The organism is Halomonas meridiana (assembly GCF_009846525.1).
Lineage (GTDB): Bacteria > Pseudomonadota > Gammaproteobacteria > Pseudomonadales > Halomonadaceae > Vreelandella.
Genome location: NZ_CP024621.1, coordinates 630,231 through 648,979, shown reverse-complemented (window position 1 = coordinate 648,979; position 18,749 = coordinate 630,231). Strand labels below are relative to the sequence as shown.

The 18,749-nt window shown below is 54.1% G+C and carries 18 protein-coding genes; 9 read left to right on the top strand and 9 right to left on the bottom strand.

The features are described from left to right. Positions 1 to 143 precede the first annotated feature (143 nt). Positions 144 to 1,088, top strand: coding sequence for a helix-turn-helix domain-containing protein (locus tag CTT34_RS03240; protein ID WP_159341151.1), 945 nt, complete (start codon positions 144 to 146; stop codon positions 1,086 to 1,088). Positions 1,089 to 1,183: 95 nt separating this feature from the next. On the opposite strand, the gene CTT34_RS03235 is transcribed toward CTT34_RS03240, so the two are convergent. Together CTT34_RS03235 and CTT34_RS03230 are read right to left on the bottom strand one after the other, a co-directional pair. Further along, positions 1,184 to 2,935: a PilZ domain-containing protein gene (locus CTT34_RS03235; protein ID WP_159341150.1), complete on the bottom strand. Its 1,752-nt coding sequence runs from the start codon at positions 2,933 to 2,935 to the stop codon at positions 1,184 to 1,186. Between the two features lie 207 nt (positions 2,936 to 3,142). Further along, complete coding sequence (locus tag CTT34_RS03230) at positions 3,143 to 5,944, bottom strand: bifunctional diguanylate cyclase/phosphodiesterase (RefSeq protein WP_159341149.1); 2,802 nt, start codon at positions 5,942 to 5,944, stop codon at positions 3,143 to 3,145. A 511-nt stretch (positions 5,945 to 6,455) separates the two neighbouring features. Here CTT34_RS03230 and CTT34_RS03225 point away from each other — a divergent pair. The 4 genes from CTT34_RS03225 (at position 6,456) to zigA (ending at position 9,399) form a co-directional block, all read left to right on the top strand. Continuing rightward, positions 6,456 to 6,818: a helix-turn-helix domain-containing protein gene (locus CTT34_RS03225; RefSeq protein ID WP_167520870.1), complete on the top strand. Its 363-nt coding sequence runs from the start codon at positions 6,456 to 6,458 to the stop codon at positions 6,816 to 6,818. Positions 6,819 to 7,016: 198 nt separating this feature from the next. Further along, positions 7,017 to 7,631: a class I SAM-dependent methyltransferase gene (locus tag CTT34_RS03220; RefSeq protein WP_159341147.1), complete on the top strand. Its 615-nt coding sequence runs from the start codon at positions 7,017 to 7,019 to the stop codon at positions 7,629 to 7,631. A gap of 132 nt (positions 7,632 to 7,763) precedes the next feature. Further along, positions 7,764 to 8,039 (top strand): TIGR03643 family protein, encoded by a 276-nt coding sequence (locus tag CTT34_RS03215; protein WP_159341146.1) that lies wholly within the window; start codon positions 7,764 to 7,766, stop codon positions 8,037 to 8,039. Positions 8,040 to 8,172: 133 nt separating this feature from the next. After that, positions 8,173 to 9,399, top strand: a complete 1,227-nt coding sequence (gene zigA, locus CTT34_RS03210; protein WP_159341145.1) for a zinc metallochaperone GTPase ZigA — start codon at positions 8,173 to 8,175, stop codon at positions 9,397 to 9,399. Positions 9,400 to 9,478: 79 nt separating this feature from the next. Here the strand turns inward: zigA and CTT34_RS03205 are convergent, their stop codons facing one another. From CTT34_RS03205 to CTT34_RS03180, 7 genes are all read right to left on the bottom strand, one after another. Continuing rightward, a complete protein-coding gene (locus CTT34_RS03205) occupies positions 9,479 to 10,792 on the bottom strand; it encodes a TRAP transporter large permease (protein ID WP_159341144.1) in 1,314 nt (437 codons plus the stop codon). Continuing rightward, the gene (locus CTT34_RS03200; protein WP_159341143.1) at positions 10,792 to 11,298 is read right to left on the bottom strand and encodes a TRAP transporter small permease; all 507 of its coding nucleotides are present in this window, start codon (positions 11,296 to 11,298) and stop codon (positions 10,792 to 10,794) included. The genes CTT34_RS03205 and CTT34_RS03200 overlap by 1 nt, the downstream gene beginning before the upstream one ends. Before the next feature lie 61 nt (positions 11,299 to 11,359). Beyond that, positions 11,360 to 11,977 (bottom strand): TRAP transporter substrate-binding protein DctP, encoded by a 618-nt coding sequence (gene dctP, locus CTT34_RS18395; RefSeq protein ID WP_254436448.1) that lies wholly within the window; start codon positions 11,975 to 11,977, stop codon positions 11,360 to 11,362. After that, positions 11,884 to 12,357, bottom strand: coding sequence for a type 2 periplasmic-binding domain-containing protein (locus CTT34_RS18390; protein ID WP_254436447.1), 474 nt, complete (start codon positions 12,355 to 12,357; stop codon positions 11,884 to 11,886). Before CTT34_RS18390 ends, dctP begins: the two co-directional genes overlap by 94 nt. A gap of 113 nt (positions 12,358 to 12,470) precedes the next feature. Next, positions 12,471 to 13,109: a 3-isopropylmalate dehydratase small subunit gene (gene leuD / locus CTT34_RS03190; protein ID WP_159341142.1), complete on the bottom strand. Its 639-nt coding sequence runs from the start codon at positions 13,107 to 13,109 to the stop codon at positions 12,471 to 12,473. Then, positions 13,106 to 14,539 (bottom strand): 3-isopropylmalate dehydratase large subunit, encoded by a 1,434-nt coding sequence (leuC, locus tag CTT34_RS03185; protein WP_159341141.1) that lies wholly within the window; start codon positions 14,537 to 14,539, stop codon positions 13,106 to 13,108. The genes leuD and leuC overlap by 4 nt, the downstream gene beginning before the upstream one ends. Positions 14,540 to 14,685: 146 nt before the next feature. Continuing rightward, entirely contained in the window at positions 14,686 to 15,492 is an 807-nt protein-coding gene (locus tag CTT34_RS03180) for a GntR family transcriptional regulator (RefSeq protein WP_159341140.1), read from the bottom strand. A gap of 171 nt (positions 15,493 to 15,663) precedes the next feature. On the opposite strand from CTT34_RS03180, the gene CTT34_RS03175 reads away from it, so the two are divergent. From CTT34_RS03175 to CTT34_RS03160, 4 genes are all read left to right on the top strand, one after another. Then, positions 15,664 to 16,077, top strand: coding sequence for a nuclear transport factor 2 family protein (locus CTT34_RS03175; RefSeq protein ID WP_159341139.1), 414 nt, complete (start codon positions 15,664 to 15,666; stop codon positions 16,075 to 16,077). Positions 16,078 to 16,121: 44 nt separating this feature from the next. Further along, the gene (locus CTT34_RS03170; RefSeq protein WP_159341138.1) at positions 16,122 to 17,042 is read left to right on the top strand and encodes an isocitrate lyase/PEP mutase family protein; all 921 of its coding nucleotides are present in this window, start codon (positions 16,122 to 16,124) and stop codon (positions 17,040 to 17,042) included. Between the two features lie 71 nt (positions 17,043 to 17,113). Next, positions 17,114 to 17,779: an isochorismatase family protein gene (locus CTT34_RS03165; protein WP_159341137.1), complete on the top strand. Its 666-nt coding sequence runs from the start codon at positions 17,114 to 17,116 to the stop codon at positions 17,777 to 17,779. A gap of 15 nt (positions 17,780 to 17,794) precedes the next feature. Beyond that, entirely contained in the window at positions 17,795 to 18,748 is a 954-nt protein-coding gene (locus CTT34_RS03160; RefSeq protein ID WP_159341136.1) for a polysaccharide deacetylase family protein, read from the top strand. Position 18,749: the final 1 nt, after the last annotated feature.

The following is an 18,749-nucleotide window of genomic DNA, read 5'->3' as shown; positions in this document are numbered from 1 at the left end:
GTTTTCACAATAGCGCTATCACTTAACGGGGAGTATCGAGTTTTGGCAAAACACACCAAGGCTATAAAAACCAATAAGAAACAGCTGGTTAATAACGACAACAAGGCGTGGACGCGGTTGATTCACGCTGTCAGGAGCTGGTGATGACCTTGACGCCTACCCAAAGCGCACCAAAAAAGTGCATTCAAGAAGCGTTTGATGCCGATGAGCATGCGCAAAACCTCACCCGCTGGCAGCAGCAGTATGATCAGCTGACCCCAGGGCGGTTTTATGGGCGGCTGGATGAAATTGCGTTGCCTGCCATTCAGGTGTTCAAAGAGCACACCGGCCAAGCGCTGCGTCAGGATTGCCGGGTGTGGGAGGACTCTTTATGGTTGGGCATTCCAACCCGGCCAGCGGGCTCGCGTATCAATGGGCAGCCGCTCGACGCGCAGCAAGTGATGTGCCGCCCCGGCGGGCGCGATTTCGAATTGGTGACCCCGGAAGCCTTCGATATTTACGGGCTGGTGATACGTCTGCCAGTACTACATGCCGCCGCCGAACGCCAGGGCATCACGCTGGATGAGCAGTGGATGACCGCGCCCCGCCGACATGTGAACCCTGCCACGCTGCGCGCCCTACTGTTTCTATTGGAGCGGCTGTTAGGCCAACAGCAGGGAGCCATTGCTGAAAAGCTGCATCAGGATATTCTTTTAACCGGCCTGCTAGAGCTTTTAGATGCCCAACAGCCCAGTGGCGAGCTGCCTCCCAGCTACGCGCATCGCAAAGCCGTGGTCGACCGGGTCAAGCAGTACGTCGACGCGCATGTAGACGCCCCCATCACCATGGACGCGCTGTGTGAACTGACCCATGTGAGCCGACGCACGCTACAAAATAGCTTTACGACGATTTTAGGCATTAGCCCATTGCAGTTTTTGAGGCTGACGCGCCTTAACCGAGTGCGGCGCGCCCTGCGCGCCGCTGAACCGCCACAAACAGTGACCGAGATTGCAACGTATTGGGGATTTTGGCATTTAGGACAATTCGCCCACGACTATAAACAGCAGTTTGGTGAGTGCCCTTCGCAAACACTACAGGGGCCAGCCTAGCATCGCCGTTTATCTTATATATGAGAATGGATGCATTGACGACACTGTTTACCTTCTTAAAAAAGGGCTGCTGAGACAGCAGCCCCATAAGCCCGTTATACCTTGTGAAATATAACACCATAGTCATTCGGGTCGACGACGCCCTCTAGTCGACCAATTTGCGAAAAGTCGCCTTGCTCTAAAACACTATCGATATTGGTATCCATAAAAGCCAAGTTTTTAACGACATTGACTTTAATCGGCATACCTTTACCGTCGATATCAATGATCCAGGCCAAAAAACCACCGGAAAATTTCGCAAGGCTTCCAATAGGGTAAAGCCCATAGCACTGAATATACTCGACCAAGGTCGCTTTATCATAACATTGTGGTGCCTCACTAATTAAGCGATACGCATTTAACGGTGTCAGCGGCCTAACACCATTTCTTCCATACATCAACTTGCTCACCGCTTTAATGATAGACACTACAAGCACATTATCAGATATCTGTGACCCTTTAAGATTGAAAGGATACCCCGTTCCATCCAATAACTCGTTGGCATGCAACATAATATCTTCACAGGTGGCACTTGGCTTCCAGCCGAGCGACAGCAGCTTACTCCTTAGGGTCACCACATGCTGCTTTAGGATCTCTTTATGTCGAGGCGACATGTTCGCTTTTAGCGTGGGCAGCTCTTCACTGACCAGCAACGGTTTGCCCATGGTATGTAACAGGGCGCCCACCACAGCCTCTCTGACGTGTATGGAATGAGGGTCCCTAATCAACAGGATATCGGCCATTTGCACCGCAACTCGAACAGCCTGCCGAACCCAGTCAGGCTCGTTGTGTAAAAACGCAAGCGCATACAAAAGCGCTTTCCTATCTTGTCTCAACAAATAGAGGATGGCGTCGGCGCAATCGTAGATCACCTTTTCAGGAAAGTGATCGCGGCTTTTTATATACATCAAAGAGTATTGAAGCTGGTGAGCCAGCTCCAAGACGCCTCTCTGCATTGGTGACTGCCTCAGGCGCTTTTTTTGTTCCTTTTCTTCACGCTGTATCGCCGCTTTTTCGACTGCGCCAGGTATAAATAAGGGAGAGTGGCCAACTACGCGATCGTTGCTACCCGAGCGGTAAGCGGCTTCTCGCTCTGCCTCGTTCACGATATAAAAAAGCTCTTCTGTCTGATGAGGCTCTAAATTGACATATTCGATTCCGAGTGCTGCATATCCGTGGTTACCAAAAGGACGCATATGTCTGATGACTCCTTCGGAAAAGAAACTGGCACCATTCGGAAACTCAATGGTGACGCCAGGAAGCTGCTGACCGACGGTAATGGGGACGGTGTCTTCAATCGCGACATCTACCAAGCATCCCCCCACGGATATATTGCGTAGACTTCCCGCCACGATCAATCCATCCAGATACACCTCGACGCTCACTTTTGCCCGCATACCCAGTATGAAAGGAATACGAACGGCGCCTCGTTGCTCTAGCAAAAACACTGAGCTAGGCAGTTGACACTCTAATCGATATGTCGAGCTGTCTACTTTGACGGCCTTTGTAGGAATGTTACTAACACTATGAATATCACGCGTTAGCGCTGAGTTTTTCACTGAGCCATCTAGTGGATTTAGCGTTTCAATATCGAAACTAACTTTTCCATCTCGGACATAACTATTAAAAATTTCTCCGTGACACTCTACCTCGATAACTAAGAGGCCGGCCTCGACATTAAGATCGATGATATTCGCTTGTAAAGCATACGGCATGTCTTTCGCATATACACAAATCTCATACTGATGCTTAAGAAACGATTGTACAACATGAGCTGTTGGGTTTTGTACAGGAGCGGAAGCAGGCATAGAACCACCATTTAAGTATTTTTAATTATAATGTAGCAACCTACCACTGCATTTTAATACTTAGGTGGCTAAGTGTATGTTTTATTTTGTAAACTTAAAAAGAATGTGAACAAACGTTAAATATTAAACGTATTGATCGACAATGGGGCAGGCGAGTGCTAATCACTGGTCAAAGAAAACATCACAAAAAGAATCATTTTCAAACTTCTATACGAGCCACTTATTCGCAAAATGGTCAGCGGTTAAAGGTCGGTCATAAAAGTAGCCTTGGGCTTGGGTACAGCCCATCGCGATGAGGGCCTCACACTGCTCCTTCGACTCGATGCCTTCAGCGATCGTCTGTAAGCCTAGCGCGTTGGCCATCGCAATGATCGTTCTCACGATAGCGCGATCATTTTCGCTGGTGAGCATGTCGCGTACGAATGAAATGTCGATCTTGATCTTGTCCGCAGCAAAGCGTTTCAAATACGCCAAGGAGGAATAACCGGTACCGAAATCGTCAATCGACAACCCCATCCCATGGCTTTTGAGCACTTCCGTGATGGCAATGGCATCGTCGGGATGCGTCATGATGCCGCTTTCAGTAATCTCGATACTCAACGCCTGAGGAGAGATGCCATGCGCTTGGCAACTCGCGAGGAGCGTCGTCACCAAATCGCTATCTTCGAACTGATCGGCGGCGATGTTAATGGCTAGCTGCCCTCGAAGCTCGACACCCTGGCGCTGCCAATCGGCTAACTGGCGGCAGGCTTGATCGATGACACAGTTCCCTAACGCCGCAATCATGCCTCGCTCTTCGGCAATGGCGATAAACTGCACAGGAGAGACCTCTCCCAGCTCTTCATCCCACCAACGACACAACGCCTCCGCCCCAATGAGTTGGCCACTGCGCATATCGACTTGCGGCTGAAAATGGAGGTAGAGCGACTGATGAGCAATCGCCATCGCTAGGCGCTTGGCAATATGCAGCTGCTGAGCGACGGCATGGCCCATCCAGTGTTCAAAGGTGCGCATCGTGAGTTTCTGACGCTTCGCTTGGTACATGGCAATATCAGCATGCTTCAGTAGCGCCTGAGCCGACTGGCCATGGTCGGGATATAGCGAGATCCCCACGCTGACGGACAGTTCGGACGAGTGCTGCTCTATCACCATCGGTTGATGCAGGCTGGCACAGAGGATGTCGGCCGTTTGCATGGCGCTAACATCGTCGTGAACTCCCCGGCAGATCACCACGAACTCGTCACCGCCCAGACGGGCTAAATAGTCGTCAGCAGGCAGCACGCTTCGAAAACGCTGCGCGACCTCTTTGAGCACCAAGTCGCCTACATCGTGGCCCGCGGTGTCGTTGATCTCTTTGAAGTGGTTGAGATCCAGTAGCAGCAATGCAAAAGGGGTTGGCGGATGATCATTGACGCACTCTTCAAGACACTGCATGAAGTCCGTACGGTTGGGTAACTGCGTCCCAGCATCACGAAAGGCCAGTTGACGAATACGCGCTTCATCCCGTTGGCGGCCCAGCTCGGATGCCGCTCTTGCCGCAAATATTTGCAGTACCGTGCTCACGATTTGGGTCTCGAAGAGCGGTGCCTTGAACATCACCCCAATAATTCCGATGGGGCGACCTTTGGCGTCGTCTAGCCGTCGGCCAACGTAGGCATTCACCCATGCCAGAGCACCGTTGGACTCTACTGGAAGGCGAATGCCGGCGTTTTCATGCACGATACACTCACGCTGGGTTAAAACGTCCTGGCAAGGCACTCCTGCTAGATGGTAACTAAACGCGGACTGGCGAACGCCGTTGACATAAAGCGCCAAGACATTGGCGATGTTGGGATCTTGCTCGTCTAGCGTGGCGATAAAGCCAACATCAGCGGCTAGCGCGTTGGCCATATGGTCGGTCAGCTGCGTCAAGAACGCTTCGCCGTGCTGTGCGGAAACGGCTGTGGCTACTTGCGTGACGGCATGCTGGATACGCTGTTCGGCCTTACGATGACGAAGACTGTCGATACCAAAGGCAATGTCATCGGCCAACTCCCTCAATAAACGTACCTCGGCAGCGGTCATGGGCGCATCGTCGCTCTGGTAAAGGGTGATGACACCGAGTAGCTGCCCTCGGTAAATCAGCGGTAGCGCCACCAACACGGCGACCTCCAAGGCCACTAGCGTGGTATCACTGCCCGAGGCATTGGGATCGCATTGCGGTCTATACACCACAGGGGCACGGCGCGATATTGCTTGGCGGATGATATCGCGGCTATAGCCCGCTACGAGCAGTTGCTTGGGGCTCAACCAACCGAGAACGTCGGCCTCTCTATCCGCACAGGCTTGTAACACCCCCTCAGGGTTCTCCATCCCAGGCACGATGTGATGCACCCAAGCGGCCGTGTACCCTCCGACGTCCACCAGCACGCGACAAGCGGATTGAAGCAGCGATGTTTCATCACTGGCATGAAAGCGCGCGTCATTACCTCTGCTCAACAGCCGCAGCGCTCGCTGTTTGCAGGCGATTTGCTGATCGGCCTGCTGTCCGACGAGCTGACGGGACAGCTCGACGCCTGCCAGCGAGGCAATGATGCGCATGACCTCATTGGCGTAGTTAGGCAGCTGCAGCGGACGCGAATGCATGAGCACGAGAATACCGTGACAGTGTCCCGAGGCATCGGCCATGGGCACCCCGAGATAGCTTTCCACGGACAGCGCGGCCAAACGAGCATCGTCAGGAAAGCAGGCACGTGCCTGAGAAGTGATGTGGAAGCAGGTGCGCTCCTTAACTCGCTCACACGGGGTGCCAGAAAGTGTATAGGGCGCGGCGTCGACGAATTCACCTTCCGACCACATGGCCAACGGCGTCGCAGTACCGCTACGATCGATACTGGCGACCAATGCATGGTCGGCACTGAGCAAATGCGCCAAGGTGTGGGCTAAATGGTGAAAGAACCCGCCTTTATTGACGCGGGACAATCCTTCGGCGAGCTGTTGGAAAATTTCTGGTGCCGTCGTAGGAGACATGATATTAAGCGCCTTCGGGTTTGATAGGTCAGCCACGTTGGCAAGCCAAATGCTTTGATCAAAGCCGAATTGACCGCTGTGTGATCATCCCTGAGTCATACAGTGATTGTCTCTGCTGCATGTGAGCAGCCACCTTAAAAAGCATCGCCCGTCCTTGCTACCTATGCCCATTGATGCCATTTGAGCAGCGGCGCTTAAAAGGCATGTCTTTTTTATTGCTTAACGCATGATGCACAGCTCACGCTCTCTATCTTTCAAGCAAATGCTTTAAGCAATAACGCTTAAGGCCAATAACACACGGCCTTTAAATTTTAATGAACTTAACCATAAATTTATTTTAGATGACCGATTTAAATAGATTTAACTGCACTATTTATATGCTTTTTCCGCGCGCGGCCAAAAAAACAGTTTACGCCGCTCATTATCAACCTATCAGGTTGATATTCAACCTAAACAGTCCTTCATGTCAATAGGCCGTTCCCCAACCATTCAGGGCTATATGGAGGATCGTGTGAATAAAATCGAACAGAAACGGCTAGCTAGCAACATCGGCAGAGCCATTGCCAAACAGCGAATACGCAGCCAGTTGACCCAGGAAGAGGTGGCCGAACGCCTTGGGGTTGGCAATGAAGCCGTTTCTCGAATCGAGCGGGGGCGTGTCATTCCCAACATCGTCCGCTTATTAGAATTAGCCGAGATTTTCAATTGCGAAGCCGCCGAGCTTTTAGGTCAAGCAAGTGTTCATGTCGATGATCAAACACAGCGCATTAAAACGTTATTAGCCCCCCTAAAGCCGCATGATCGACAATTGATGCTAGAACTCATAGAAAGCTTGGCCACGCGTTTTCGACAAGATTCCTCCACCGAAGAGTAACCAACACGACTATCCCGACTCTTTTGAGCTATCACTGCCTAACGTATCCGCTCCCCCCAACGCGACTGGCGGGGTTGCCAGCACCTTTGGTGCTTCTCTACGGTTCGTGCTATAGGTAGTGAGCGCTGCATTCAGCATGGCAGCCCCAACACTCGACGCCGTCCTGGTGCCCAGCTCACTCCCACCTTGCGAGGCCCTATGCTGAACACGACTTCCTGGAATCGTCTTCGCTACAGCGCCTACGCGCCTCTCTACGATGCGATTGTAGCGCCCGCGTTGCGCAGACCAAGACGTGTCGCGCTCAGCCATGTGGACTGGGAACCCGGTATGCGCGTTCTCTTGGTGGGAGCAGGGACGGGGCTGGACCTCCCCTTTTTGCCCCACGAGTTAGAAATACACCTGACCGATCTCACCCCTGCGATGGTCCGGCGCGCCAGCGCCAGGGCCGAGCGCTATCAGCGTGATGTGGCTTGTCATGTCATGGACGCCACCCAACTCGTCTATCCTGATGAACACTTCGATGTCGTCATCATGCACCTGATTTTGGCGGTCATGCCTCGCCCTGAGCAGGGTTTGGCAGAGGCCTATCGCGTACTGAAACCCGGCGGACAACTGTGCGTCATGGATAAATTCCAACCCGACACCCAACCTGCCGGGTGGGGGCGCCGCACGTTGAACGTATTCACTTCGATCATTGCGACCGATATCACGCGTCAAGCCAGCCCCATGATCCAACATGCTGGCTTTCGTATTCAGCGAGACGAGCCGGTACTCATGAACGGTCTGTTTCGTGCCCTGCTCGCCGTCAAATAGCGCTGTTTAATTGCTCATCGCTTGCAAAAACCTATACAATAAAATTAATGTGTATAGCTTACGTTGCACAACCCGTGGGGCACTGGGGTTTGCCTGCTCTCTATTCGAAAACGTCAATGATGAGGACGCGCCATGCCCAAAGCCGCCGTAAAGCGCTTTCGTCGCCTGCCAGAGGACGAACAGTCTCGCGTCATCGAAATGGCCTGGGAAGATCGCACGCCTTTTGAAGCGATCGAACGGCTATTTGGTTTAGGGGAACCCGATGTGATCGAGGTCATGCGCTACCAGATGACCCCAGGCTCATTCCGCCTATGGCGCAAGCGGGTCACGAGCCGCACTACCAAACATCAGTCGCTTCGCTCGCCCGATGTGATGAGAGGCTACTGCCCTACCCAGTACAAACGTTAACGCCACTGTCTTATTGTCCCACTCTCTCTTCTAATATCTTACTCATTAGGAAGGAACAGAGAGGCGAAGACCATTTTCAGCGCCCCAATAATGTTATATTATCACATAACATATACTATGAAAGGTCTTGGCAATGTCGTTGCTTTCTCCCTTACCCGTGACCGTGCTTTCCGGCTTTTTAGGTGCCGGCAAAACCACCGTGCTCAACCATATCCTGGCGAACCGTGAAGGCCTCCGGGTGGCGGTGATCGTCAATGACATGAGCGACGTCAATATCGATGGTACCCTGGTACGCGGCGGCCCAGGCGAGTCAACGCTCGACAGTGATGTTGCGCTCAACCGCGCAGACGAGCGCTTGGTCGAAATGAGCAATGGCTGCATCTGCTGCACCCTGCGTGAAGATCTACTGGTCGAGGTCAGCCAACTGGCCCGTGAAGGTAAGTTTGATTACCTGGTGATCGAGTCGACCGGCATTTCTGAACCGCTGCCTGTCGCCGAAACCTTCACCTTTGAAGATGAGAGTGGTCAAAGCCTTTCCCACGTTGCCCGGCTAGACACTCTCGTGACGGTGGTGGACGGGGCTAACTTCCTCGCCCAATACCAGGAAGCGCAAAGCCTTGAAGAGGTCGGAGAGAGCCTGGGCGAAGAGGACGAACGTAACGTCGCAGACCTGTTGGTCGACCAAATTGAATTTTGCAATGTCCTACTGATCAGCAAGACCGACCTGATCACTGAGAAAGAGCTGGAGGCTTTGAAAGCGATTCTACGCTCGCTCAATCCCGACGCAGACATCGTGCCCATCACCCAAGGTGGCGTGCCGCTAGAAAAAGTGCTGAATACAGGCAAGTTCAACTTTGAACACGCGCAGCAAGCGCCCGGCTGGCTGAAAGAGCTACGTGGCGAACACATCCCCGAAACCGAAGAGTACGGCATTGGCAGCTTCGCCTACCACGCTCGCCGCCCTTTTCACCCTCAAAAGTTTCACGACCTGTTAAACGCCGAATGGTTTGGCAAAGGCCTGCTGCGCTCGAAAGGCTTCTTCTGGCTGGCGACTCGCCCTCGCTATGCGGGCCAGTGGAGCCAGGCAGGTGGCATTGCCCATCACGGCCCGGCAGGAGTGTTCTGGAAAGCCATTCCTGAAGCCGACTGGCCAGAGGACCCAGAGTATCGCCAATTCATTATGGAGAAGTGGCAAGAGCCGTTTGGCGATATGCGCCAGGAGCTGGTATTTATCGGCCAAAACCTAGATGAGCCCAGAATGCGTGAAGCGCTGGACGGCTGTTTGCTCAGCGAGGCCGAACTAATGGAGGGCATGGAAGTATGGCAGCAACTGCCCGATCCGTTCCCAGCCTGGGAGTGAATCGACTTCACTGTCTGCTATTTGATACCGCATAAAAAAAGAGAGGCCTAGGCCTCTCTTTTTATAAACCGCATGCAACTTACTGCAACATACTGGGCAGCCAGGTGGCCAAGCCGGGAAAGACGATCAGCACCGCCACCAGCAACATCGAGCAGAGAATATAAGGTATCGCTGCTGAGTATATTTCACGCATGGTGGTCCCAGCGGGCGCAACGCCTTTCATAACGAAGAGCAATAGCCCCAAGGGAGGCGTCGAGAAGCTGATCTCTAACGCTAGCAAGACCACTACCCCAAACCACACTAGATCGAACCCTAACGCTTGAGCCAGCGGGAAGAAGATCGGTACGGTCAGCATCATAATAGAGATCTGCTCCATGAAAGTGCCTAGCACCAGCAGCACCGCAAACATCGCCAGCAGCATTAGGATAGGCGATAGGTCGAAGCTGGTAGCCCAGCTAATCAGCCCACCCGAAGCTCCTGAGAAACCGAGCAACTGGCTGAACGTGGCCGAGCCGAACACAATCAAGTAGGCCATCAAGGTGACTTTTAATGCCCCGGTGACCGATAGTTTGAACGCTTCCCATGTCATGCAACGGAAGATAAACGCCAAAATAATGACGCCCAACGCTCCAAACGCGGCTGCCTCAGAAGGCGTGGCAAAACCAATCAGCATCAACGCCACAATAACGACCATCACACTCAGCATCGGCAGAATATCGGTCACTATCAGTTTTAACTTAGCCTTCAGTGGTACCGGTTCAAGCTCATAGTTTGGCGCCGCCAAGGGGTCCAGCTTCGTTTGAATAAAGATAGTGGCGATATAGAAACCTGCCAGCGTCAGCCCCGGTAAGATACCCGCAATCAGTAGCGCACCGATATCTACTTTTGCCAACGTTGCTAATAGTACCGCTAGTGCAGAAGGCGGAATAATAATCGCAAGACCGCCAGTGCCCAGGATCGGCCCAATGGCCATTTTCTTTTTATACCCTCGGCGCTCCATTTCAGGCACCAGTAGCGACCCCATCAAGGCGGTGGACCCCATCGAAGAACCACTTAAAGTGGAAAATGCCGTGCCGCCCACGACCGTTACGTAAGATAAACGCCCCGGCACTTTGCCCATCAATTGGTCGACGGCATTGAACATTTTCATGCCCAAACCGGTGCGGAAGAACAGTTCACCCATCAACAAGAAAAGCGGGATCGGCACTAAGTTGAAGCTAGAGAGCGCGCCAAAACCGTTGTTGAGCATCTGTAGAATGCCCGTTTGTCCGCCCATAAAGTGCCACGCGCCAATCACATTGGCGGCTAAAAATGCCAGGGCGATGGGCGTACCAATCGCCATAAAGATCAGGATGAGCGAGAGTAAAAAGGCGAGCGCAAAGTACCATTCCATTATTCTTTAATCCCCGCTTCGCCGCTGTGAAGAATGTCATGACCGACCACAAAGCGGCCAAACTCAATCGCCATCAGTGTAAAACTGATGGGAAATACAATGGTCAAGATCCACTTAGGCACAAAGTAAGCACGCACGTCATAATCGGTACGCTCTATATTCATGAACACTAAGTCCAACCCCTTCCACGCCAGAACGCCGCAGACCACTACGCACAGTAGCGACACGCCTCGGCTGAGCACATTCAGTACGGGCGGCGGCAGCACCGATGTTAGCAATTCAATATGTACGTGGCCTTTTTGGCGCACCAACCACGGTGCTCCTAATAGCGTGAGGTAGAACATGGCGTACTCGGTGGAAAGAAAGAACCAAGCCGATGGCTGAAGCCCTAAGTTGCGAATAATCACCGAGAGCACCACTGCCACCATCAGCCAGACCAGCATGATGGCGGCCAGTAGGGCCATGCCGTTTAGCAGCAGCAGGTAGCCGCGTTGTGCGTAGCGCATAAGAAACCCTGGAAAATAGCCACACAAACGGGGCGCTCGATTACTCGGCGCCCCCTACGTTTTATAGATCGTTGAATTTTTCGATCAGCGTATCGTAGTGCTCAAGCCCCATGGGATGACGCTCCATCTGGCGACGCATGCGTTCCCAGGTGGCATCACGGGCCGCATCGGAGAAACGCTGTGCCGCTTCGCCTTCCAGTGTCACCACTTGCATACCATCGGCTTCAAGTTGCGCCTGCTGTTCCTCGGCTAGCTCAGCCAGTTTTTCAGCGCTTTCACGCTCATGCTCAATTGCCACTTCCTGAAGGATCTGCTGGGACTCTTCGCTCAGCTGGTTCCACTTATCCAGGTTGACGATAACGCCCATGTCCGTGGAGAAGAAGGCAGGGTCCACCCGGTAGTTCAGGAAACGGTCCCAGTTGAGGTCTTTCAGGCCAATCTGAGTCCAACCGGTGGCATTAACCACGCTACGCTCCAAGGCGGCATACACATCAGTGGTCGGCAAGCTAATCGGCTGCGCTCCCAGATAGTCCTGGAAGAAGGCATCATAAACAGGGTTACTGCGCAGGCGCAGGCCTGAAATACTCAGATTGCCTTCTTCGTCCATACTAGGCTCGTCAATGGTGTAGAGGTTGTAGCTGACCCCGCTATCGAACCAACCCAGATAATAGGTGCCCATTTTTCCTGGTGGATCTGGTTGAGCAGGTCGATACCACCATTTTCACGGGCATAGATGGCATTGGTATTAGACGCCACCATGGCATCGCGTTCCGGCACGGTACCGGCGTAAAAGCTGGCAGCGGTATACGCCATATCCACCACGCCATTACGCACCGCATCAGGTTGCTCGGAAAGGCCAATCACTTCAGGACCGCCACGCACGTTGATCTGTACCACCCCTTCACCGCGCTCGTTTACCTTATCAACAAACTCTAAAAAGCTTTGCGTGTAGATTAAGGAAGGCGGAAAAGCATGAACGGCATTGATTTGATCAACCGCCAATACGTGAGTCGAAGCCAAGGCGGTAAGCATGCCCAGGGTGAGTGTTACTTTTTTCATTCGTTTGTCTCCTGCACAAGGTGATCTTTTATAGCGGTTGTTGTGTTGATCTATTTTTGAAACCTGTTGATGCAAGCGTGCTGTTATTTTTTTAAATACCTAGAGTGCTGAGCTTACCCCTTGCTGATGATGTCACTCTCTGGAGGCTTAGGAATTGCCCAGGAGAACTGCTCCTCATAATCTGCTGCAAACCGACTGATCGTGTCAGCGTGCTGTCGAGTCATATCGATATCATCCCAGCCATTCAGCAGCTTGGTTCGCCACACCGGGCTAATCGTAAAGCCCACTTCCACCTCAGCAACCCGAATAATCTGTTGCTCCAAATTGACGTAGATAGTGGCAGGAGAATTGCCAAGGGCTGCCAGCAAACGCTCAGCGTCCTCCTCCTCCACGACCGCTGGCAGCAGGCCATTATTGACGGCGTTAGAGGCGAAGATATCGCCGAAACTCGGTGCCACGACGCAGCGAAAGCCGTAGTCCACCAGCGCATAGACCGCCGCTTCACGGGAGGAGCCAGCACCGAAATTACGGCGGCTAACCATCACCTCTGCGCTCTCCCCACCGGGGCGGTGCAGAATAAAATCAGAATGGGCAGTGCCCTGCTCATCATGGCGAACGTCGTACAGCAGGAACTGGCCGTAACCTACGCTGCGCGGCTCTTTCATAAAGCGCGCGGGAATAAGCTGGTCGGTATCGATATTCGCAGTGGGCAATGCTACGCCCAGAGTGTCTAATACAGTGATCGGCTTCATGAGTGCGCTCCTGTTTGCATCCGCTTGGGCACTGTTAGTTGGCGCACATCCGCTAAGTGGCCGTGTATGGCGGCAGCGGCCACCATGGCTGGCGACATCAAATGCGTACGCGCCCCTGGCCCCTGGCGACCCTTGAAGTTGCGGTTGGTGGTGGAAGCACAGCGCTCGCCGCTCGCCACCAGATCACCGTTCATCCCGACACACATAGAGCAGCCAGAGTGGCGCCACTCAAGCCCGGCATCGATAAAAATGCGGTCCAGCCCTTCTGCTTCTGCCTGAGCCTTCACCAGCGTGGAGCCGGGCGAGACCATACCGGGCACGCGGCTTTTGTGGCCCGCCAGCACCGCCGCCGCAGCACGCAAGTCTTCAATACGTGCATTGGTACAGGAGCCAATAAATACCCGATCAATGGTGATATCAGTGAGCTTTTGCCCCGCCGTTAGTCCCATATAGGACAAGCTATCCCGGGCTTGGCGCGCTTTCGCCGGATCGTTCAACTGGTCAGGATCAGGCACCGCCCGGTCGATCGGCAGCGCTTCTTCGGGTGAAACACCCCAGGTTACTGTCGGCGCAATCTCATCGGCATGCAGCGTTACCTCTAGGTCAAAAGGAGCATCCGGGTCGCTGTGCAGCGTGGACCAGTACGCACAGGCTTGTTCGAAGGCATCGCCTTTCGGACTCCAGGGGCGCTCGCGCAGATAGTCGAAAGTCGTTTGATCGGGAGCGATCATGCCGCAACGGCCACCGCCCTCAATGGAGAGGTTGCACAGCGTTAAGCGCGCTTCCATGGAGAGCGAGCGAATCGCTTCACCGGCGTACTCGATGGCGTAGCCCCGTGCACCATCGGCACCCAACCGAGCAATCCAGGTGAGCGCGATATCCTTGGCGGTAATGCCTTCGGCCAGACGGCCTTCCACCGTGATGCGCATCACCTTGGGCTTGCTTTGCCACAACGTTTGAGTAGCCAGCACGTGGGCGACTTCTGATGCGCCAATGCCAAAGGCAATGCTGCCAAAGGCACCGTGGGTAGCGGTATGGCTATCGCCACACACCATCACCATCCCGGGCTGAGTGAGCCCCTGCTCCGGCCCGAGCACATGCACGATGCCCTGGCGAGGGTCATCCAGGCCAAACAGCGTCACACCATGTTGCTGGGTATTGTGGGAGAGCTGCTCGATCATTGAGCGCACTTTGGGATCAGCAACGCCTGCCAAATCACGGGCTAGCGTCGGGACATAATGGTCAGCAATGCCAAAGGTTAAATCGGGCCGGGCAACGGGCAGGGCTCGCTCAGCGAGTTTATTGAAGGCGTGAAAGGAGCCTTCATGGACAAAGTGACGGTCAATCCACAGCAGGCTTTGACCGCTTTCACTGCGGTGGACCTCGTGGGCGCGCCAAACTTTGTCAAACAGCGTTGTTGGGGTACTCATGGTTTTCGCTCGTTGCCTCGGCCTTCGTTAGACTTGTCATCACCACCCCAATACAACTAGCGCAATTTGACAACACAGGTCAAATGTATTTTTTACAATTTTAAATCTGTATTAAATTTAATACATTAAAAATATAGCCTATTGCGCTACTCGTCTTTCCCAGCGGTGGGCATTCCACCAACCTTCGGCTCCCAATAACGAGAGTTGTCATCACCGTTTCGCTCAAGGTCAATCTGGAAGCGGTAACGATCCGGGCGATAGAGCGCATCGAGATACTCCACCCCACGCCCCTGCTCGTCATACACCACGCGAGTGAGCGAGATCAGCGGCGAGCCAACCGCCACATCCAACGCTTGAGCGACCTCATGACTCGCAAGCGTCGCAGAAATGGATTGGGAAGCGTGATCCACCTTCACGCCACTGCGCTCCAACAGCACGAACAGTGGTGTATTCGCCAGATCCATCTCGTTGTAGTGCAGGGCGATAGTTTCCGGCACGTGGGTTACCAAATGAGAAAACGGCTTATTGTCGACCATTCGCACACGCACTGAACGCTGCACCTTTCCGCCCTGAGCCATGCCCAACCGCTCACGGATCATTTCCGGCGGCGGCACATAAGCAAACTCCAGTAGCCGCACCTGAGAGGCTTGACTCATCTTGACCATATTGGGCATCAGGTTAGACACACTGGCGGTCATCACCGTGGCATCCAACGGCTGCTCCAGCACCACCGTGCCGACCCCTGCCTTACGGGTCACTAAACCTGCGGTTTGAAGCGCTTCCATCGCTCTTCGAACAGTCACGCGTGAAACGCCGTGCTGTTCTGCCAATTTGTTTTCCCCAGGCAGCTTGCTATCGGCAGGCAGCCGTCCGCTCAAGATCGCATCTTTCAACAGCAGATAAATCCGGTGTGATTTGGTGCCGCCCACCGCAGAGGGTTGTGCCTCACTCATCCATGCCTCTCCTCAGGATGTTGTTCAAAAAAATTCGTATCAGGCTTGACGAAGGGACAATAATAGACATAAAAATGTATTACATATAATACATATCAACAGCCAATAAATAACACAATTACTGCCGCTTGAAAGCCATTATTACAGAAATCGGCAGCATGAGAGTCGACGATGCTTAACCTGCACAGTGGAACCAAAGAGCACCATGGCATTGCACAGGTGCGTGCTTTTTTAAGCGCCATGGAAGACCGCGATTTGCCTCGTGCCGAGCGCTACCTGGCAGCAACGGTCACCATCCGTTTTCCCGGCTCGCCGACCATGAGCCGACTGAGTGAAGTTGTGGAGTGGGCACAGGCACGCTATCGCCAAGTGCACAAAACAATTCACGCAGTAGACCTTTGCAGTGACCAGCAACGATGTGCCAATGCAGACCACTGCGTAGTGGTGTGCCACGGAGAATTATCAGTGGAGTGGCTGGATGGCAGCACGTCGAACGGCGTGCGCTTTATTGACCGCTTTGAATTAACCGATGGCCTGATTACCCGCCAGGAAGTGTGGAACGACTTGGCGCTCGTACGCCGCTAATACCCATCAGATGCAAACGCTTACCCAACAATGATGAGACCGCTATGACACGCCAACACCTTACGTCACCACAGGCTGCTTCTCCACAGGCTTCACACCAGCCCGCTCAACTTAAACAGCTGTTGCAGGCTCCCCCCATTGTGGTCGCTCCCGGCGTGTTTGACGCACTCGGCGCGTCACTGGCCGAACAGGCTGGGTTTGATACCGTCTACCTTTCGGGTGCCAGCTTGGCGTACACCCAACTGGGGCGGCCCGATATTGGCCTTTTGAGCATTACCGAAATTTGCACCGCCATGTCGCATATCCGCGAACGCACCAATCTTTCCGTAGTGGTGGATTGCGACACCGGCTTTGGCAACGCCATGAACGTGATGCGCAGCGTGCGTCTGCTAGAGCGCGCAGGCGCCAACGCCATTCAGTTGGAAGACCAGACTTACCCTAAACGCTGCGGCCATCTGCGTGGCAAAACGCTGGTTTCCAAGAGCGAAATGGTCGGTAAATTGCATGCAGCACTGGATGCGCGAGAAAATGATAGCACGCTTATTATTGGCCGCACCGATGCGTTAGGCGTGGAAGGCACCGACAGCGCCATCGAGCGCGCCCAGGCTTACTATGAAGCGGGCGTGGACATGCTGTTTATCGAAGGTATCCGCACCGACGACGATATCAGCAAGATCATGGCCCAGTTCAAAGGCAAAGTGCCGATCATGGCCAATATGGTCGAGGGTGGAGACACACCGCTGCAGAACGCCCAGGCGCTGGAAGCGCTGGGTTTCTCGCTGGTGATTTTCCCTGGCGCGTTGGTGCGAGCGATTACCCACATGGCCAGTCGCTTCTTTGCCACGCTGAAACAGGACGGCACCACCGACGCCTTCCGTGACCAGATGCTCGACTTTAAACAGCTCAACGACTACCTAGGCACCCAAGCGATGCTGGAGCTTGGCGAGCAGTACGACAATCGCTAATCAAACACTACCAAGGCACCATCCAGGCGCTCACCGCTTAGCCACTAACAATGATGAGTCAGGAGACAACCATGCAGACCACCGATAAAACGGCAAAAGAGATCTTTCACGACGTGATGGCCAACCCTCAGCGGGTGCCCTTTGGCTTTGGCAAAAAAGCTGTGCTGGTCAATGTAGACCCCCAGAAGGCCTACACCCGTACCGATCTCTTCAAGACCGCCTACGAAACCGACCCCAAACAGCTGGAGTATACGAACCAGTTGGCGCGCGGCTTCCGGGAGAAGGGCTGGCCGGTGGTCTGGACTCATGTCGCCTTTCTGGACTCCGCCGAAGATGCGGGCGTGTGGGGCACCCGCACCGACACTCCCGATTCACTGCAAAACATCAAGTACGGCTCCGAGCGCGCCGAATTCGACGAGCGCTGCGAAATCGACCGCAGCCGCGACGTGATCTACACCAAGCGCATGCCTTCGGCCTTTTTTGAAACGCCGCTGCAGTCCCTGCTGGTATGGCACCAGGTCGACACAGTAATCATCACCGGTGGCTCTACCTCAGGCTGCATTCGCGCCACTGCCGTGGAGAGCCTGTCCCGTGGCTACCGCACCATCGTGCCGATGGAGTGCGTCGCCGATAAGCACGAAAGCTACCACTACGCCAACCTGACCGACCTGCACCTCAAATACGCCGACGTCATGCCCGTTGCTGACGTGCTGGCGTGGCTTGAGGGCGATGCATAAGGCGAGGAGCTAGCGATGAAAGAGTCACTTGGCGTTTACGATTACTGGGCCTACGACCAGCGCCCTAAAATTACTTGGCCCGGCGGAGCAAAGGTAGCCTTCTGGGTCGCCCCTAATATCGAGTATTACGAACTCGATCCGCCGCAGAACCCGAGCCGAAAGCCGTGGCCGCACCCTCACCCATCGGTACCCGGCTACAGCATTCGCGATTACGGCAACCGGGTGGGCCACCAGCGCCAAATGGCCCTGTTGGATAAATACGGGGTTCGTGGCTCTGTATCGCTTTCCGTAGCGCTCTGCGAGCACCATCCCGAGATTATCCAGATGTGCAAAGAGCGCGACTGGGAGTTCTTTAGCCACGGCATCTACAACACCCGCTACACCTATGGGCTCAGCGAAGCCCAAGAGCGGGCAATGATTCGCGACAGTATGGAAACCATTCACCGCCATACCGGCCAGGCCTGCGCGGGCTATCTGGCCCCTGCGCTCTCTCACTCTGAGCGCACTCTGGATCTATTTGCCGAAGTGGGCGAAGAGCTATTCGGCGATAAAGGCGGGATTTATACCTGTGACCTGTTCCATGACGATCAGCCAACGCCGGTGAGCGTTCGCTCCGGCAAGCGCTTTATCTCCATGCCCTACTCGCTGGAGATGAACGACACCATCGTCTACGCGGTGAACAAAGTGGAGCCGCGTCAGTACGCCACCATGCTCAAGCGCCACTTTGATCGCCTGTATTTAGAGGGCGCGGAGTCCGGCACGGTGATGTGCATTCCCACTCACAACTATCAGGTGAGCTGCCCCCATCGCATCAAGGCGTTTGAAGAGGCACTGGAGTACATCACCGGGCACCCGGATGTATGGGTCGCCACGCGCAGAGAAATCGCCGATTACTATCTCGAACACCATTACGATGCCGCCCTCGACAGCATCCAGGCCCAGGCCGCCACCGCACGCAGGGAGGGCTAAT